Below are 18,834 nucleotides of genomic sequence, written 5' to 3'. Positions count from 1 at the left end.
GGGGGGCCGTCAGCGCGTGACGCGCTCGATGAGGCCCGCCGCCGCGTCCGCCGCCACCTGCTCGCGCAGCTGGTAGTGGATCTTCTTGCCGGTCGCCGTCGTCGGCAGCGCGTCCACGAAGCGGTACGCGCGCGGCCGCTTGTACGCCGCCAGCATCGGGTGCGCACGGCAGTGCTTCTCGCAGTCGGCCACGGTCAGAGCCGGGTCCTTGCGCACCACGTAGGCCGTGACCAGCTGGCCCCACTCCGGGTCGGGCAGCCCGACCACGGCCGAGTCGGCGACGCCGGGGTGCTCGCCAAGCACCTCCTCGACCTGCACCGGGTGCACGTTCTCGCCGCCGGAGAGGATCATGTCGTCCCTGCGGCCGACGATCGTCACGTACTCGTCCTCGTCCCAGGTGGCCAGGTCGCCGATGTAGAGCCAGCCGTCACGGAAGTTGGCCGCCTCCTCGTCCGGGCGGCCCGTGTAGCCGTAGCCGGACTTCGGGGAGCGGACGATGACCTCGCCGATCTCCTGGCCGTCCTTGGCCGCGAGGTCGCCGGGGGCCGCGCGCCGGTCCTCGTGCACCTTCACGACCGCGACGTCGTCGTCCGTGGACGCGCGGCCCGCGCTGCCCGCGTGGTCCGGCAGGTCGGCGGGGCGCAGGAACGTGTTCCAGAACGCCTCCGTGGTGCCGTACCCGTTGAAGATGCGCTCCGTGAGCACCCGCTGGTAGCGCAGGCAGGCGGCACGGTCCAGCGGCGCGCCCATGGTCACGATGCCGCGCAGCGACGACAGGTCGCGCGCGGCGGACTCCTGCGCGTCCGCGAGCCGCTCCAGGTTGGTGGGTGCGCCGATCAGGAACGTGATCCCGCGCTCCTGCACCAGGTCGAGGACCGTGTCCGCGTCGAAGTGGCGCAGCGGCACCGTCTCCCCGCCGATGTAGAACACCGGGTTGGGTCCGCCCGCGTACAGGCCGCCGCGATGGAACCACGGGGTCATGTTCAGCGTGCGGTCCTCGGGGGACAGCGGGAAGTGCATGATCACGTCGTGGGCGGACAGCACCTCGGTCGCGTTGTTCAGCGGCACGCCCTTCGGCATGCCCGTGGTGCCCGACGTGTACAGGCGGGTGGTCTCCGCGTACACACCGCCGTCGGGCGCGGGCAGCGGCGCGGCGCCCTGGCCGCGCTCCAGCACGTCGCCGAAGGCCACCGAACCCGGCAGCGGAGCGTCACCCGCGGAGCCCGAGGGTACGTGCACCACCAACTCGGGTGCGTGGTCCGCGAGCGAGAGCGCACGCGCCGCGTTCTCCGCGACGGCCGTGTCGTACACGAAGGCGCGGGGCCTGCCGGTGGACAGCACGTGCGCCGTCTCGCCAGGCGCCAGACGGAAGTTGATCGGCGAGCCGATCGCGCCCAGCCGCTGCGTCGCCAGGTAGAGCAGCGCGAACTCCGGCGTGTTGAACAGCTGGTAGGCGACGAGGTCGCCCGCGCGCACCCCGGACGCCGCGAGGCCGGCGGCAAGCCGCTCCACCTCGGCCCCCAGCTCGGCGTACGTCCAGTCGCGGCCCGACGCGGGATCGTGCATCGCGCGGGAGCGCGCGTAGCGGTGCGTGTTGCGCTCGAAGCCCGCCCAGTACGTGAAACGGCTCTCGAACACGGCGCGGTAGGCGGTCGGGTCGTAGCCGGGCGTCCCGGCGGGATCCGGGTGGTTCATGATGTCTTCCTCTCGAGGGGCCTTCCGGCGGCCCCGTGCTTCTCAGACCGCGCGCAGCACGGCGACGCAGTTCTGGCCGCCGAAGCCGAACGCGTTGACCGCGGCGGCCCGCACCTCGCTCTGCCGTGCGGTGTGCGGCACGTAGTCGAGGTCGCACTCCTCGCCCGGGGTGTCCAGGTTGATCGTGGGCGGCACGACGCCGTCCCTGATCGCGAGCGCGCACACCATCGCCGAGAGCGAGCCTGCCGCGCCGATGAGGTGGCCCACCATGGACTTGGGTGAGCTGACCGTCAGATCGTACGCGTGCGAGCCGTAGACGCCCCTGATCGCGCGGGTCTCCGTCAGGTCGTTGATGCGGGTGCTCGTGCCGTGCGCGCAGATGTAGTCGATGTCACCGGCGTCGGTGTCCGAGGCACGCAGCGCGAGCCGCATCGCCTCCATCGCCCCCTCGCCGCTCGGGTCGGGGGCGGAGACGTGGAAGGCGTCCGACGTCAGCGCGCCACCGGCGACCTCGGCATACGGGCGGGCGCCGCGCGCCTGTGCGTGCTCGGCGGACTCCAGCACGCACACCACGGCGCCCTCGCCGAAGACGAACCCGTCCCGGTCCGCGTCGAAGGGGCGGCTCGCGTGGGCCGGGTCGTCGTTGCGGCGCGAGAGGGCGCCCATGTTGGACAGGCCGCTGAACATGACCGGTGTGATCGCCGAGTCGGTGCCGCCCGCGATCACCACGTCGGCCTCGCCCGACAGGATCAGCCTGCGGGCCTCGAGCAGCGCGTAGATGCCGCTGGCGCAGGCGAGCGCGGAAGCCGTCACCGGGCCGCGCACACCGAGGTCGATCGCGACCTCGCAGGCGGGCATGTTCGGGATGACCGACGAGACGAAGTACGGGTTCACCTTGCGCGGGTCCATGTGCATGGTGTCCACGGCGTTCTCCACACCGTCCATGCCGGCCACCGCGTTGTTCACCACCACACCGACGCGGCCCGCCGGGGCGCCCCCGTCTTCCTCGCCGATGGTCAGGCCCGCGTCCGCCACCGCCTCGCGCGCCGCAGCGATCGCCAGCTGGGAGAAGCGCGCCGAGCGGCGCTGGCGCTTGCGGTCCAGCAGATCGGCCGGGTCAAAGCCGGTGACCTCGCCGGCGATGCTCGTCGGCATGCCCGACGCGTTGAACCGGGTGATGGGCGCGACACCCGACTTGCCGGCGAGGAGCGCCTGCCAGGTGCTCTCCCGGTCGTTCCCGACGGGGGTGAGGGCGCCGAAACCCGTCACCACGACTTGCTGATTGCTCTGCACTGCGCTCCTCCTGCTCGGCCACGGACTGCCAGGCGTGGGCCTGCCAAACCTTGAACCACAATCCTGCCGTTGTCGATGAAAGTCGCGGACTCCGCGCGATATGCCCGCCGCATACGCGCCGTATGTCCGTCACGCCCCGGCTGCCACGTTCGTGTGGTGGCCGGACGCCGGTTTCGTACCCATTCGCGACGACACGGCCACGGGGTCCGTTGCGAAACCGGTACCGGACTCCGTGGCACCGGCATCGGCACCTGGCACCCCGGCCGTCCGGGCGACGAGGCGGTGTGCCGCACGCAGCCCCTCCGCGGTGGCGCGCACCGCGTTGAGCCCCGCCGCGCCCGTCACACCGCCGGCCGCCTCGAACACCACGCCGGCCCCCCGCAGCGTCGCCCGGGCGTCGCGCTCCGGTTCCTGTCCGGCCGCGAGCACCACGTGGTCGGCGGCCACCAGGCGCCGCTCGCCTTCCGCGTCCGTGACCACCACGCCCTCGCGCGTGATCTCCTCGTACGCGACGCCCACCAGCGTCGTGACGCCCGCCGCGCGCAGCTGAGACAGGGCGACCCAGCGCGTGCTTGGCCCGATGCCCGCGCCGACCCTGCCGCCGCGCCGCATCAGTGTGACCTCACGCGCGGGCGCCGCGGGTCGCGCGGGGCCGGGGGAGCCGCCCGTGACCGCGTGCGACGCGAGGAACTCCGCGGGTGTGGGCTCCCGCACGTTGCCCGCGGTCAGCAGGTGCGCCAGGTCGACGGCGATGCCGCCGCCGCCGATCACGGCGACCCTCGGCCCGAGCACGTGCGGTGCGGCGAACGCCTGGGCGTAGTCGACGACGCCTGGCAGCGCCAGACCCGGCAGCGTGGGCCGCACGGGCAGCACACCGCTGGCGAGCACCACACCGTCGAACGTGCGCAGCAGCGCGGTGTCCTTCCGGCCGATGCGGTGGCCCAGGTGCAACGGTGCGCCGCGCTCGGCGAGTTCGGCGACGTGGTGCCGGATGGTCGCGGCGAAGTCCGCCTTGCCGGGCACCTGGCCCGCCATCCGGAACTGGCCGCCCGGCTCGCACGCCGCCTCGAACACCTCGACGTCGTGCCCGAGATCGAGCAGGGTACGGGCGGCCTGGAGCCCGGCGATACCGGCGCCGACCACCGCGTAGCGCCTCTTGGGCCCGCTCGCCCCAGGGACGGCGCCGGCGGGGCCGGCAGCCGCGAAGTCCGCCTCGTACCCCGCGCGGGGGTTGACCAGGCAGGAGACCCGCTCGGTGCCGAACGACCTGTCGATGCACGCCTCGTTGCAGGCGATGCAGAGGTCGACCGAGTCCGTCCTGCCCTCACGCGACTTCGTCACGATCGCCGGGTCCGCGAGGAACGGCCGCGCCATCGCCACGAAGTCCACACCGCCGGCCGCGAGCACCTCCTCGGCATGGGCCAGGCGGTTGAATCGGTTGGACGCGATCACCGGCAGGTCGCCGCGGTCCGCGGCCACCAGCGCGCGCTTGACGTCCTGCGCGAACACCGCCCAGGTGCCGGGCGGCACCTGCGCCTGCACCGTCGGCACCGGCGACTCGTGCCAGCCGACGCCGACCGCGAGCGCGTCCGCGCCCGCCTCGGCGAGCGCCACCGCGAGCGCGGCGGTGTCATCGGCCGGGGTACCGCCCTCCACCAGGTCGGCGCCCGACATACGAAACAGCACCGGGAAGCCGGGCACGGCCGCGCGCACGGCCCGCATCACCTCGACGGGCAAGCGCCGCCGCCGCTCGGCGTCCCCGCCCCACTCGTCCTCGCGAAGGTTGGTCAGCGGGGCGGTGAACTGGTTGATCAGGTAGCCCTCTGAGCCCATCACCTCGACCGCGTCGAAGCCCAGCTCGCGGGCCGCCTCGGCGCCCCGCGCGAAGTCCGCGACCGTCCGCTCGATGTCGCCCGCGGTCATCTCCCGCGGCGTCGTGCGCGAGAACCTGCTGTACACGGCGGACGGCGCGAACGGCGCCCCGCCGTCGGTGCCCGCCACGCCGGGCAGCGCGTACCGCCCGGCGTGGAAGAGCTGCAGGGCGATCCTGCCGCCCGCCGCGTGCACCGCGGAAGCGGCGCGGCGCAGGGCGGCCCGGTGCGAGGGGTCGCCCACGACGCCGTACCCGGGGCCGCCGGCGCCGGCGGGCGAGACCGCCGTGCCGCCGGTGACGATCAGCGCGGCGCCGCCGCCGGCACGCTCCGCGTAGAACGCGGCGAGCGCCTCCCCGCCGTCCTCCAGGGCCTCCAGATTGAGGTGCATGGCACCCATGACGATGCGGTGCGGCAGCCGCAGCGCCCCGATGGCACCGGGCCGGAAGACATGGTCGAACACGTGCGTTCCCTCTCCGAACGGACAGCTACTGCGCCGGTGTCATGCTTCCCGCGTGGGACGCGGCGGAAGCTGGAGCTCGGGGCCGGCGTCGGCGAAGAACGGCGGGGCGACGACGCTGAGACCGCCGTCGACGACCAGCGTCTGGCCCGTGATGTAGCCGGAACCCTCGCCCAGCAGGAAGTTGATGGTGTCCGCCACCTCCTGCACCGTGCCCGGCCGGTTCGCCGGGATGCGGTCGAGCACGCCCTGCATGTCCGGCATGCCCTTGACGTTGTAGAAGTACTCCAGCGAGTCCGAGTCGATCAGACCGCCGTTGACCGCGTTGACGTTGATGCCGTACGGCGCGAACTCCACCGCCATGTACCGCACCCACGCCTCGATCGCGGCCTTCATCGCGCCGAGCGTCGCGTACGTCGGGTACGCGCGGATCGAGCCGTACGAGGACATCGCGACGATCCTGCCGCCCTTGTCCATCAGCTTCACGGCCTCCTGCGCGCCCAGCACGAAGGGGCGCAGGTTCATCGCGTACGACCGGTCGAGGTGGTGCGGGCCGACGTTCACGATGTTCTTGAACGCGCTGGCCGCGGCGTTGGAGACGAAGTTGTCCAGACGCCCGCAGCGACGCGCCACCTCGTCGAACAGCGCCTGCACGCCCTCGGTGGTCTCGACGTCCGCCTGCACCGCGAAGCCGTGTCCTCCGGCCTCCTCGATGTCGGCGACCGTCTTCTCCGCCAGGTCGGCGTTCTTCTTGTAGTTGACGGCGATCGTGCCGCCCTCGCGTGCCAGGGTGAGGGCCAGGGCGCGGCCGATGCCGCGCGAGGCCCCTGTGATCAGCGAGACGCGCTCGCTCTTCCCGGCGTCCTGCGTGCCGCTCATCGGCCGGCCTCCTCGTTCTGCTCACCGGCCGCCTTCGCGCGCTGCAGCAGCTCGCGGAAGACGACCGCCTTCTGCACCTCGTTGGTGCCCTCCTCGAAGCGCTGCGCCCGGGCGTCCCGGTACACGCGCTCGATCTTCTGCGACTTCCAGTAGCCGAGGCCGCCGTGCACCTGGAGCGCCTTGTCGGTGACGTTCGTCAGCATCGTGACGGCGTGCATCTTCGCCATCGACGACTGCATCGACGCGTCGTCCGCACCCTGTTCGAAGCGGCGGGCCGCGTGCAGCACGAGCTGCTTGGCCGCCTCGATGTCGGCCTGGTTCTCGGCCAGCATGAACTGGATGGCCTGGCGCTGCGTGAGCGACTTGCCGAACGTGACGCGGCCCGACGCGTACTCGACGGCGAGCTGCTGCGCGCGCTCGGCGAGCCCGACGCAGCTCATCGCGACGGAGATGCGCGAAGGCGTCAGGAAGCCGCCGAGGAAGACCTCGAGGCCCTCGCCCTCGGCGCCGAGCCTGTGGTCCACCGGGACCGGGGTGCGCTCGAACGTGAGCGACGCGTGGTCGGTGCCCGTGACGCCCATCGTGTTGGACGTGTCCTCGACGGTGACACCCGCCGCCTCGCGAGGCACCAGCAGCGCGACGGTGCCCTCGTGGCCGGAGCTGCCCTCGACGCGCGCGGCCAGCAGGTAGTAGTCGCAGCGCACGCCGAACGTGATCAGGTGCTTGCGCCCCGACAGGTAGTACGTGTCGCCCTCGCGCACGACCGACGTGGTGATGTCCGCCCCCGTGCCGTTGCCCGGCTCGGTCAGCGTGAACGCGATCTTGATCTCGCCGGTGATCGACGGGATCACGAAGCGCTTGCGCTGGTCCTCGCTCGCGTGGCCGTCCATGGAGCGCCAGATGCCGTTGACCACGTGCACGATCATGCGCACGGAGCCGTGCGAGCGGGAGAAGACCTCCATCAGCTCCATCCAGCGCGCGAAGCCGAGGCCCTGCCCGCCGTACTCCTTCGGCGCGGCCACGCGCAGGAAGCCGAGCTCGTTCAGCTCGGCCCACAGCTCCTCGGGGACCTCACCGGTCTCCTCGATGCGCTCGGCCCAGCGCTCGCCCGGTCCCTGGACCCACTGCTCCACCTGGGCCTTGAGCTGGTGGAACCGCTCGTCGTCGGTCATCTGCAGATTCTGCCTTCCGTGTTTCCCTGTGTGGTGCCCCGCCGTACCTCGGCCGGGCACACGACCCGTCTCACGCACGAGCGGCCCGGGGACGGGCCCCGGGCACGCTCGCGCCGTCAGAGGGCATTGTCTACAGCTCGCCGTGCGGGCGCAGACCGCGGGCCCTGTCCCTGAGCGCGAACTTCTGGACCTTGCCGATCGGGTTGCGCGGCAGCACGTCGATCAGCTCAAGGCGCTCGGGCCAGTACTGCTTGGCCACCTGGTGCTCGTCGAGGTAGCGCTTCATCTCGCCGAACTCCAGCGTGGCGCCGTCCTTCAGGACGGCGAACGCGCAGGCGCGCTCGCCCAGACGCTCGTCGGGCATGGCCACGATCGCCACGTCCTCCACGGCGGGGTGGCCGAACAGCAGCTGCTCCACCTCGGCGACGGGGATCTTCTCGCCGCCGCGGTTGACGACGTCCTTCACGCGTCCGGTGATCCGCAGGAATCCGGAGGCGTCGATGGTCGCCAGGTCGCCCGTGCGGTACCAGCCGTCCTCGGTGAACACCTCGGCGGTCAGGTCGGGGCGGTCCAGGTAGCCGTCGAAGACGGTGGGGGAGTGCAGCTCGAAGTTGCCCTCCTCACCGGGCGGCAGCACCAGGCCGTGGTCGTCGGTGATGCGCAGTTCGATGCCGTCGAGGGCTCGGCCGTCGGAGCCCCACCGCTGGCCCGGCTCGTCGCCCGGCGCGGACAGCGCGCCGAGGCACGTCTCCGTGGTGCCGAACGCGCCGCACACGTCAGCGCCGAGCAGCCGTCCCGCGCGCTCGGCGAGGCCGCGCGGCACCTGGGCGCCGGTCGCCACGAAGATGCGCAGGTTGCGGGGCGTCTCGCCGCTCTCCTCGACGGCCTTCACCAGGTCGGAGAGGAACGGCGTGGCCGCCTGGACGAACGTCGCGCCGTGCTGGTTGAGCGACTGCAGCGCGCGCTTGGCGTCCCAGTCGGACTGCACGATCTGCGGCACGCCGAGCACCATCGCCAGCACCATGCCGTACAGGAAGCCGGTCTGGTGCGCGAGCGGCGAGGGCACCCACACCGCGTCCTTGGCGCCGAGACCGAGGTGCTTGACCTCCATGGCCGCCGCCCGCACCAGGTTGCCCGTGGGCTGCGTGACGCCCTTCGGCTCGCCCGTCGTGCCGGACGTGAACAGCAGCTGCGCCGTCATGTCGGGGGTGGGGACGATCCGGTCGAGCGCGGCGCGGTCCACGGAGGTCTCGTCGAGTGCGGCGCCGAAGTCCCGTACGGACAGTCCCGTGGCGCCCGCCTCGGGCAGCCGCGCGGCGCCGCCGCCGGTGGACAGCACGAGCAGGTGCTCGAGGCCGGCGCGGTCCTCCTCGGACAGCCCGAGCACCTCGTCCGCGGGGCGCCGCGAGCGGTACTCGTCGGCGGCCACCAGGACGCGCGCCTTGGAGCGGCGCAGTACGAACGCGACCTCGCGCTCACGGAAGAACGGGATGATCGGGCAGCACACCGCGCCGATCCGCAGGGCCGCGAGCGACAGCACCACGAACTCGATCCGGTTCGGCAGCTGGTAGGCGACGTTCTCGCCGGGCCGCACGCCGAGTTCGAGCAGCAGCGCGGCGGCGCGGTCCACGCGCTCCGACAGCTCGCTCCAGGTGACGACCTCGTCGCGGTCGGCCCGTACGTCCACCACCGCGGTGTCGTTCGGCCGCGAGGCGGCGCGCCGCCGCAGCCATTCCGGCAGCGTGACGGCGGCCGCCAGGTCCGGCTTCGTGACCTCGCGCTCCAGGCGGCGCGGCCTGGCCCTGCCGACCGCGCCCGCGCCCTCCTCCACCGACATCGGCACGCCGAGCGTGTTCATCGCGTCGAGGAACGTCGGGTACGAGATGCGGTAGGCGTTCGGATAGGTCAGCGTGGACTGGCCGCGCGCCCGCGAGGAGGCCACCGCGAGCGACATCAGCACCCGGTGGTCGTTGAACGAGGACAGCTTGGCGCCGACCAGGCCGCCCACGCCGCGCACCCGCAGGGTGTCACTCGTCAACTCCAGGTCGCCGCCCATGGAGTTGAGCTGCAGCATGGCCGCGGCGCGGTCCGACTCCTTGAGGCGCGTGTGCGCGATGTTGCGGAACACCGACTCGCCGTACGCGAACGTGCCGAGCGTGGAGAGGATCGGCAGCATGTCCGGCACGTCGCGGCAGTCGATGTCGACGCCCTTGAGCATCGGGCGGTCCTGCTGGATGCGCACTCCGCCCGCCGCCTCGTCGATCTCCATCGGCACGCCCATGGCGCGCGCGATGTCGAGGAAGTGGAACTCGGGGTGGTCGGCGGGGCCGCCGTCGAGCGAGGTGATGCCGCGCAGCAGCACGTCGGAGGGGTGCAGCGCCGCGGCGGCCACACCGAACGCGGCGGAGCCGATGTCCGGGGGGAGCGTCAGCTCGACGGGGTGCGCCTCCTGGCCGGGCTCGATGTCGAAGCGGCGCCAGTCCTCGGAGACCGTGACGGCGAGGCCGAACTGCCGCATCATCGCGACCGTCAGCTCCAGGTAGGTGCGCTCGTTCAGCTCGCCCTCCACCTCGATGGTGGTGTGGCCGGTCGCGAACGGCGCCAGCAGGATCAGGCCGGAGATCCACTGCGAGAGCGTGCCCGCGATGCGCACGTGGCCGCCGGTGGGCCTGCGCCCCGTGACCTGGATCGGCGGGCAGTCGTCGGCCGACTCGACCTGGACGCCCATCTGTTCGAGCGCTCGCAGCAGCGGGCCCACCGGCCTGCGCCTGAAGTACTTCTGCCCGGTCACCGCCACGTCGCGGTCGGACAGGGACGCGAGCCCGATCATGAAGTACAGCGTGGTGCCTGAGCTGCCTGCGGACACGGACGAACGGCGCGGCTTGTAGCGGCCGCCGAGTCCGTGCACGACGAAGGTGTCACCGTCACGCGTGATCCGCACGCCGAGGCCCCGCAGGAGCTGCACGGTGTACTCGACGTGCCGGGCGTCCGACAGCCCGTGGACGCGGCTGACGCCGTCGGCGAGTGACGCGAGGATCAGCGCGCGGTGCGCGTGGTACTTGGAGTTGGGGACGAGGACATCACCGGTGAGCTGGTGCTGGATCCCTTTGACGAGAAGGTGCATGGGGGCTTGCTACTCCCTGGCCAGGCGGGCACACCGGGCCACGGACGCCGGGTCGGGGCGGCGGCGCCGTGCCGGCGCGAAGGCGCCAGGGCACGACGGACACGGCCCCGGCCGCTGGGGCCGTGGCTCGGTGATGGAACCGTCCTTGAGACGGCGGTGATTACGTTGTGGAAGCTGGTGCCTGCAGACGTGCGGCATCGCCGGTCGGACCGGGGTGCGGTCCTCACCGGGGACGACGGCGGGCCTGCGGGCGAATACGCGGGCACGGGCAAGACCGTATCGCGAAGTGGCGTGGGCGCCGGGAGAGCGCCCACGGGGGTCAGTCACTCCGCGCGGATCGCGGCATCCGATGACGCGTGGAACCGATCGGACGGCTGTCATGGCGCGGGGCCCGAGCGGTGGGGCCCTCCGGTCGTGGCAGGAGCCGAGGTGCGCTCGTGCGGCCCGAGTGGGGGCGCACGGGGAGGAGCGTCCGGATGACGAGCCCGCGCGGAGCCACGCCGCGAAGGCGGCGGCCCTGCTGGAAGTGCTCGGTCATATGAGCTTTATATCAATGCCCGGTACACGCATGCAGCTGACCCCGTTCGAGTGAGACGGGCTCCGGGCGGTGACCGTTCCCCTTTGTCGCGAACACCTGGGCGGTGTGGCGGATGCCACGCTCGCAGGCGGCGCCGTCTCAGCCACCGGACGGCCGGGCGGCGTTCCGATGGGCCATCCGCGCGCATGACGGTTCAAGGAAAGCTCTCTTACGAATTTGAGGGGCGCCGCGCCGGGCGACGCCCCGCGCCTACGCGTCGTGCCGCGTGTCGAACACGCGCTCGCGCGCGGCCTCGGCCGCACGCGCGACCGCCCCGAGCAGCACCGCGTCGTCCCCGAGCGCGGAGGTCACCACGCGCGGGCGCAGCGGGGTCAGTTCGCGCAGGCACGTGCGCAGCGGCCCGAGCAGCAGGTCGCCGTTGCGCCCCACCCCGCCGCCCAGCACGACGAGTTCGGGGTCGAGCACCGCGGCGAGCGCGGCCACCGCGTGCGCGAGCCGTGCCGCCTCGCACTCCACCGCGCGCAGCGCCGTCGCGTCCCCGGCGCGTGCCGCCGCGAACACGTCCTTCGCCGTCCGCGTGGTCGCCTCCGGCATGCCCATGGACCGGGCGAGCGCCACCACCGCGTCCGCGGACGCCGCGTCCTCCATGGGCCCGCCGCGCGCGGAGTAGCCGGCCGGCCGGGGGCCGCCGGTGGCGGGGCCGGCGGCTGCGGGGTCGGGACCCGCCGCCTGCGGCAGCGGGAACATCGGCAGGTAGCCGATCTCGCCTGCGGCGCCGTGGCCGCCGCGGAAGAGCCTGCCGTCCGCGACCACGCCCGCGCCGAGGCCCGTGCCCACCCACAGGTACGCGAAGAGCCGTGAGCCCTGGCCCGCGCCGAGCGCGTACTCGCCGAGCGCCGCGAGGTTGGCGTCGTTCAGCACGTCGAGTCCGGTGCCGAGTTCCGCGTGCAGCCGGTCGAACAGGCCGCTGCGCCCCCACCCCGGCAGGTTGACGGCGTAGCGCACGCGGTGCGTGCCCGGGTCGGTGACGCCGGGGCTGCCGACCACCGTGTGCACCACCTGCGACCAGTCGAGCCCGGCCTCCGCGGCTACCGCGCGCGCGAGCCGCGCCGCGTCGCGCACCATCGTGCCCGCCGACCTCGCGGTGTTCGGGGTGTCCCTGCGGCCGACGACGGTGCCCTCCAGGTCGGCAGCCGCGGCGCGCAGCCACTCGCGCCCCACGTCGACGCCGATCACGTACCCGGCGGCGGGGTCGGCCGCGTAGAGCACCGCCGCCCTGCCGCGCCCCCGGCCCCTGCTGACCTCGCCCGTGCGGCGCACGAGACCGGCCCGCTCGAGAGCGGCCAGAGCCGTGGAGACGGTCGGCTTGGACAGGCCGGTGGTACGGGCCAGTTCCGCGCGCGAGGTGGAGCCCGCGGCGCGCAGGGCGTCGAGCAGCACCCGCTCGTTGTAGCCGCGCAGCACGCCCCGGTTCCACGCCTGGTCGCCGCCGTCGGCCCGCTCGCTGTCAGGAATCGTTCCTCCCCGGCCGTTGACGTCCTTTTGTAAAGGATCCTAACTTGGTCCGCACCGACAGACACAGGAGGTGGGCCGTATGACGGACACCGACCCGAAGGGCACGGAACCCGAGATCGGGTTCGTGCGCCGGATCGGCCAGTTCCAGGCCAGTGCCATCAACATGAGCCAGATGGTCGGCGTCGGGCCGTTCATCACGATCCCCGCGATGGTCCTCGCGTTCGGCGGCCCGCAGGCGGTCATCGGCTGGGTCGCCGGCGCGGTGCTGGCGTTCGTCGACGGCCTGATCTGGGCCGAGCTCGGCGCGTCCATGCCGGGGGCGGGCGGCTCGTACATCTACCTGCGGGAGGCATTCCAGTACCGCACGGGCCGGCTGATGCCGTTCCTGTTCACCTGGACCGCCATGCTGTTCATCCCGCTCATCATGTCGACCGGAGTGGCCGGGTTCGTGCAGTACCTGACCTTCCTGTGGCCCTCCATGTCGTCCGGGCAGGGCGACCTGATCGGGCTCGCCATGTGCCTCGCGGTGGTCGTGCTGCTGTGGCGGCGCATCGAATCGATCGGCCGCCTCACGACGGTGCTGTGGGTCATCATGATCATCAGTGTGTCCTGTGTGATCATCGCCTCCTTCACCCACTTCGACGCGTCGGACGCCTTCACCTACCCCGCGCACGCCTTCGACTTCGGCTCGACCAAGTTCTGGCTGGGCTTCGCGAGCGGCCTCACCATCGGCATCTACGACTACCTCGGGTACAACACGACCTCCTACATGGGCGCGGAGATCAAGAACCCCGGCAGGGTGCTGCCGCGCTCCATCATCTACGCGATCTTCGGCATCATGTGCATCTACCTGCTGATGCAGATCGGCACGCTCGGCGTCGTGAACTGGCACGACATGATCGATCCGAGCAACCCGGCCTCGCGGTCGGTCGCCGCGGTCGTCCTGCAGAAGGCGTGGGGCAGGACCACGGCGGACGTCATCACCGTGCTGATCCTGATCACCGCGTTCACCTCCGTCTTCACCGGCCTGCTCGGCGGCTCGCGCGTGCCCTACGACGCGGCGCGCGACAAGGTCTTCTTCAAGCAGTTCGGCAGGCTCCACCCCAAGCACCGCTTCCCCGTGCTCGGCCTGGTGGCGATGGGCGTCATCACCGCCGCCGCCTTCCTGGTCAGCAGGCACCTCGGCAACTCGCAGACGCACCCGCCGCTCACCGTGCTGATCACGTTCCTCACCACCACGATGGTCATCGTCCAGTCGTTCGCGCAGATCGCCGCGGTGACCGTGCTGCGCAGGCGGCAGCCGCGCCTGCGGCGGCCCTACCGCATGTGGCTCTACCCGCTGCCGAGCATCGTGGCGCTGGTCGGCTGGCTGACGGTGTACGTGTTCGCCGACAAGAACAACCCGGGCCTGCACCCCATCGAAGGGTCGATCGCCTGGGTCGTGGCCGGCGGGATCGCGTTCCTGGTGTGGGCGAAGGTGGAACACACCTGGCCGTTCGGGCCCAAGGAGATCCACGAGGACTTCCTGAACGCGCCAGTGGACGACGGCGAGCCGGCCGCGGGGGGCGGGCAGGGACGCGCGTGACGCGGGAGCGCCCGAGGCGCGCGGCGAATCAGAGGCGCGCGGCGAGCGGCGGGTTCGTGGTCGGCGTGGACATCGGCGGCACGAAGATCGCCGCGGCCACCGCCGACGCGCGCGGCCGCCTCCTGCGCACGGTGCGCCTGGCGACCCGGGCGCAGGAGGGTGCCGGCCAGGCCGTCGACCGCGCGCTCACCGCCGCCGCCGAACTGCGGGACGCGACACCCGGGCCGCTGCTCGGCGTCGGCGTGGTCGCGCCGGGCGTGATCCACGACGACCACATCGCCTTCGCGCCGAACATCCCGGGCTGGGAGAGTCTCGCGCTGCCCGCCCTGGTCTCTCAGCGGTTCGCGGCGCCCCGCGTGGCGGTCGGCAACGACGTGAAGGCAGCCGCCCTCGCCGAGGCGACCTGGGGCGCCCTGCGCGGCGCCGACCCCGGCGTCCACCTCAACCTCGGCACGGGCATCGCCCTCGCCGTGGTGGTGGGCGGCCGGGTGCTGGCGGGCGCCCACGGCGCGGCGGGGGAGATCGGCTACCTGCTGCGCGACCGCACCGACCGGGCGGGAGTCGCCTCGGGGCGCGCGCCGCTGGAGGAGCACGCCTCGGGCAGCGGCCTGCCCCGCACGGCGGCGGCCGAACTGGGCGGTACGTGGACGGCGGCCGAACTCCTCGCCTCGGCCGACGCGCGGGTCGCCGCCGTGGTGGACGAGGCGCTGGACACGCTCGCGGTGCACGTCGCGAACGCGGCGACGACGCTGGACCCGGCCAGGATCGCCGTCGGCGGCGGCATGACGGCCGCGTTCGCCCGCATCCGCCCCGCCCTGACGCGCCGTCTGGCGGAGGCGGTGCCCTACCCGCCTGCCCTGGTGCGCGCACGGTACGCGGAGGACGCGGCGCTGCGGGGCGCCGTCGCGCTGGCACTCGCCTGACGGCGCGTGCTCCTGTCGCGCGCGCCTACGCGGCGTAGTGTGGCGGCCCCGGCGAGAGGCCGAGGCCCGCGAGGACGTGCACGACGGTGCCTCAACGCCCCTTGCGCACAACGCCGTTGCGACGAGAGGTCCCCCGCATGCACGCACGCCGGCCAAGACGGCCGCTCACCGCCGCCCTCACCTGCGGCGCGCTCGCCGCGGGCTGCCTGACACTGGCGCCCATGGCGACCGCGACCGCCGCACCCGCCACCACCGCCGCCGGGCCCGCCACCACCGCCGCCGGGCCCGTCGCGGGCGCCCGGCAGGCCGACTTCGAGGCCGCCGCCGCCGAGTTCCACGTACCCGCCTCCCTCCTGCTAGCCCTGGCCTACCAGGAGACCCGCTGGGACGCGCACCCCGGCAGCTACAACACCGGCGGCGGCTACGGCCCCATGGACCTGACCGACGTGACACCGGCGATGGCCGCAGGCAGCGGCGCAGGCGCCGCCGGCCGCCGCGACATCTCGTCGTTCACCCGCGACCCCGCCCTCCACACCCTCGGCAAGGCCGCCGAACTGACCGGCACGCCCGCAGCCGAGCTGCGCACCGACCCCCGCGACAACATCCGCGGCGGCGCCGCGCTCCTCGCCGCCTACGAGAAGTCACTCACGGGCGCCACCCCCGGCGACCCCGCCCAGTGGTACGGGGCCGTCGCCCGTTACAGCCGCGCCTCCGGCCGCGCGGCGGCCGGCGCCTTCGCCCGCCGCGTCTACGGCACCCTGCGCACGGGCGCGAGCCGCACCGCCGACCGGGGCCAGCACGTCTTCGTCGCCGCGCACCCCGGCGTCCACCCTGCGACCTCCCAGCTCGCCGAGGCCTACCCGACGGCACCCCACCCGGACTCGGCGGCGCAGCGGCCGGAGTGCCCGTCCACGATGACGTGCAGGTTCCTCCCGGCCGACCCGACGAACGGCCAGGTCGCCGACCGGCCCGCCGACGGCATGGACGTCAAGTACATCGTCATCCACGACACCGAGACGTCCTACGCGGACGCCATCAAGGAATTCCAGACGCCCGGCACCGTCTCGGCGCACTACGTGATGAAGGCGTCGGACGGCTCCGTCACCCAGATGGTGCCGGACAAGGACATCGCTTTCCACGCCGGCGACTACTGGTTCAACATGCACTCGATCGGCATCGAGCACGAGGGGTTCGCGGCCCACGGCGCCACCTGGTACACGCAGGCGCAGTACCAGGAGACCGCCGACCTGGTGAAGTACCTGTCGCACAAGTACGGCATCCCGCTGGACCGCGAACACATCCTCGGACACGACAACGTTCCGGCGCCCACCGACGGCACGGTGGCGGGAATGCACTGGGACCCGGGCCCGTACTGGGACTGGAACCGGTTCATGGCCCTGCTCGGCAGGCACACGCCGGCACGCCGCGGCGCCGGCCCCGTGGGCACCGCCGTGACGATCTCGCCCTCCTTCGCGCACAACGAGCAGACCGTGACGATCTGCCCCGCCGACGACGGGGCCGGCACGACCAAGGCCTGCACAGACCGCACGGCGCCGTCGAACTTCCTGTACGTGCGCAGCGCACCGGAGGCGACGGCGCCGCTACTCGCCGACCCCTACCTCCACCCGAACGGCACCGGGACGACCCGCATCACGGACTGGGGCGGCAAGGTCTCCTCCGGCCAGCAGTACGTGGTCGCGGACAAGAAGGGCCACTGGACGGCGATCTGGTACGCGGGCAGGAAGGGCTGGATCCTCAACCCGGGCGGCAGGAACACCACCCCGGCCCCGGGGGCACGCATCGTCAGGCCGAGGAACGCGGACGCGGCCGGCGTCCCGGTGTACGGCGTGGCCTACCCGGACCCGTCCGAGTACCCGGCAGGCCTCAAGCCGTCCACGATGGCGCCGCTCGGCAAGTACACGGTGCCGGGTGGCGAGGCGTATGTCGCGACGCGCCCCGCGACCGGCACGGACGACTTCTTCGCGAGCAGCGGCAGGGTCGTCAAGGGCGCGCGCACGTTCTACACGGTCCAGTACAACCACCGGGTCGAACTGGTCGACGCGGCGGAGATGACGGCGTCGCGCAGCAAGTGACGCGGCGCCGCGCCGCGCCGCGCTCGCGGCACGCGCCGCTGCCGTGCGGGCACCCGCCCCGCGTGAGTCCGGCCCCGCGGGGGCCGCAACGCCGGGCGGGCGCCGGGCCGCGGGGCGTGACGGCCGTGGCCGCCCCGCCGTCGGCCTCAGCCGGTATCGCAGCCATGCCCGGTGCGCGCCGCGCACGGCCGTGTCAGGGCCGGGCGCCGGGCCGCGGGGCGTTGGCCGGTCGCGCGCCCGGGTCGCGCTCCCGGTCTCGCGCGAGCGAACAGGCCCTCACTCCCACGGGAGCGTGAGCCACGGGCTCTCCGGGTCGGACATCAGGAGGCGGTGCGGCGCCAGCACCGCCTCGTACCACTCGCCGAACTCCTCGTGGCCGAAGCGCAGCACGCGCCCCAGCGCGTACCCGGCCGAATAGTCGGCCCACGACGTGTGGCGCGTGCCGGCCAGCGCGCCCGCCCGCAGGATCGCGTCCCGTGCCTCCCGGCCGCCGCACAGCCGCGCGCTCAGGCCCCACCGCGCGAAGTTGACGGCCCGCCCGTAGTCGTAGGCCGCCACGCTGTGCACGTAGCCGTCCGGCGGCAGCAGCCCGTCGGCGCGGAACCGCGCCTCGTAGCGGATGATTCGGCCCACCAGACCCTGGACGGCCGTGCCCAGACGGTCGGGCGCGCCCAGCTCCGCGAGCGCCCGGGCGCACGCCGCGCGCCAGGCGTCCGCGGCGACGGCGTGCCCGCCGGCCGCGTCCGCCAGCCGTGCGCGTACCCGCAGCACGAACTCCGGCTCGTGCTGCCCGGTGTGCGCGTCGAGCAGCACGCCCATCCGGGCCCGCCACTCCTCGTACGTGGACGTGCCCCACGACTCACGCAGCAGTTGCCCGTCGAGCGCGTAGTCGTCGTACACGTCCCCGATGTCGTTCCAGACCAGGCCGCCCTGCACCGCCAGCGGCGCGCCGCAGGCCAGGGCCTGGGCGAGCAGTCCCGACGTGGGCCCGTCGTAGCGGGTCAGCAGGGACGCGGGCCTGGCGCCGCGGGATGCGGCGCGCGGTACGCCGGCCGCGTCCCCCGCGGCTCTGAGCCACCGCCTGCGGTACCTGCCGTGGGCCGGGAACGTGGCCTCCGTCGGCGTGCCCGGGTTCACGCACAGCGCGAAGTGCGTGTCGGGCCACAATTCCGCCAGGGACCGCAGCGACGTGCGCTGCGCGACCTTGCGTGCGCGCCTCGGCAGCCGCTCGCCCGCCGTCCGCACGGCCACGCACCAGGTGCCCGACAGGTCGCGGCAGGTCGACCAGCGCACGGAGCCGCCGCCGTCCGCCTGCTCCCGCGGCACGTAGAGGAACAGGTCGCACGCGGCGAGCACCCTCAGGTACGCGTCCCGGCTGCCGGTGCCGACGGCGGCCTTGAGGTCGCGCTCGATGCGCGTGGCCGGCCGCCACGACCTCGCGTGCGCCCGCGCCGCCGTCCCGCGTGTACTGTCCACCGGCCGACCCTACCCACCTGCGGAGCCCTGCCACCGTCGCGGCCCACGGCCCGCATCGCGGAACACGCGGAAACCCCGTCGACCAAGGATCGACGGGGTTTCCGGTTGGTGTCCGAGGGGGGACTTGAACCCCCACGCCCGATAAAGGGCACTAGCACCTCAAGCTAGCGCGTCTGCCATTCCGCCACCCGGACAAGGTGTCTGCCGACC

Annotated in this window: 11 protein-coding genes and 1 tRNA gene; 3 read left to right on the top strand and 9 right to left on the bottom strand. The window is 73.2% G+C overall.

The window, feature by feature from the left end; genetic code table 11:
* Nucleotides 1–9 precede the first annotated feature (9 nt).
* The 7 genes from IH48_RS0122855 to IH48_RS0122820 form a co-directional block, all read right to left on the bottom strand.
* Nucleotides 10–1,695 (bottom strand): class I adenylate-forming enzyme family protein, encoded by a 1,686-nt coding sequence (locus IH48_RS0122855; protein WP_030907727.1) that lies wholly within the window; start codon nt 1,693–1,695, stop codon nt 10–12.
* Nucleotides 1,696–1,737: 42 nt separating this feature from the next.
* Nucleotides 1,738–2,988 carry a beta-ketoacyl-ACP synthase II gene (fabF, locus tag IH48_RS0122850; protein WP_267885326.1) on the bottom strand — a complete coding sequence of 417 codons (1,251 nt, stop codon included), beginning with the start codon at nt 2,986–2,988 and terminating at the stop codon, nt 1,738–1,740.
* Between the two features lie 129 nt (nt 2,989–3,117).
* Nucleotides 3,118–5,322 (bottom strand): FAD-dependent oxidoreductase, encoded by a 2,205-nt coding sequence (locus IH48_RS0122845; RefSeq protein WP_078849954.1) that lies wholly within the window; start codon nt 5,320–5,322, stop codon nt 3,118–3,120.
* Between the two features lie 39 nt (nt 5,323–5,361).
* Nucleotides 5,362–6,198, bottom strand: a complete 837-nt coding sequence (locus IH48_RS0122840; protein ID WP_030907718.1) for an SDR family oxidoreductase — start codon at nt 6,196–6,198, stop codon at nt 5,362–5,364.
* Nucleotides 6,195–7,370, bottom strand: coding sequence for an acyl-CoA dehydrogenase family protein (locus tag IH48_RS0122835; protein WP_030907715.1), 1,176 nt, complete (start codon nt 7,368–7,370; stop codon nt 6,195–6,197). The genes IH48_RS0122840 and IH48_RS0122835 overlap by 4 nt, the downstream gene beginning before the upstream one ends.
* A gap of 130 nt (nt 7,371–7,500) precedes the next feature.
* On the bottom strand, nt 7,501–10,494 hold the full coding sequence (aroA, locus tag IH48_RS0122830) for a 3-phosphoshikimate 1-carboxyvinyltransferase (RefSeq protein WP_030907712.1): 2,994 nt from the start codon (nt 10,492–10,494) through the stop codon (nt 7,501–7,503).
* 787 nt (nt 10,495–11,281) lie between these two features.
* On the bottom strand, nt 11,282–12,547 hold the full coding sequence (locus IH48_RS0122820; protein WP_030907709.1) for an ROK family transcriptional regulator: 1,266 nt from the start codon (nt 12,545–12,547) through the stop codon (nt 11,282–11,284).
* Between the two features lie 79 nt (nt 12,548–12,626).
* On the opposite strand from IH48_RS0122820, the gene IH48_RS0122815 reads away from it, so the two are divergent.
* The 3 genes from IH48_RS0122815 to IH48_RS0122805 all read left to right on the top strand — a co-directional run bounded on the left by IH48_RS0122815 (nt 12,627) and on the right by IH48_RS0122805 (nt 17,148).
* On the top strand, nt 12,627–14,132 hold the full coding sequence (locus IH48_RS0122815) for an APC family permease (protein WP_030907707.1): 1,506 nt from the start codon (nt 12,627–12,629) through the stop codon (nt 14,130–14,132).
* Nucleotides 14,129–15,055: an ROK family protein gene (locus IH48_RS0122810; protein WP_234434344.1), complete on the top strand. Its 927-nt coding sequence runs from the start codon at nt 14,129–14,131 to the stop codon at nt 15,053–15,055. The genes IH48_RS0122815 and IH48_RS0122810 overlap by 4 nt, the downstream gene beginning before the upstream one ends.
* Before the next feature lie 221 nt (nt 15,056–15,276).
* Nucleotides 15,277–17,148, top strand: a complete 1,872-nt coding sequence (locus IH48_RS0122805; RefSeq protein WP_324604324.1) for an N-acetylmuramoyl-L-alanine amidase — start codon at nt 15,277–15,279, stop codon at nt 17,146–17,148.
* 276 nt (nt 17,149–17,424) lie between these two features.
* Here the strand turns inward: IH48_RS0122805 and IH48_RS0122800 are convergent, their stop codons facing one another.
* Together IH48_RS0122800 and IH48_RS0122795 are read right to left on the bottom strand one after the other, a co-directional pair.
* On the bottom strand, nt 17,425–18,624 hold the full coding sequence (locus tag IH48_RS0122800) for a DUF1266 domain-containing protein (protein WP_051840371.1): 1,200 nt from the start codon (nt 18,622–18,624) through the stop codon (nt 17,425–17,427).
* A 106-nt stretch (nt 18,625–18,730) separates the two neighbouring features.
* A tRNA-Leu gene (locus tag IH48_RS0122795) sits at nt 18,731–18,818 on the bottom strand.
* Between the last annotated feature and the right edge of the window lie 16 nt (nt 18,819–18,834).

The sequence above is a fragment of the Streptomyces sp. NRRL F-5126 genome (assembly GCF_000721265.1).
Classification (GTDB): Bacteria; Actinomycetota; Actinomycetes; order Streptomycetales; family Streptomycetaceae; genus Streptomyces.
The sequence above is the reverse complement of the archived record's forward strand: the minus strand, read 5'-3'. Positions and strand labels throughout refer to the sequence as shown.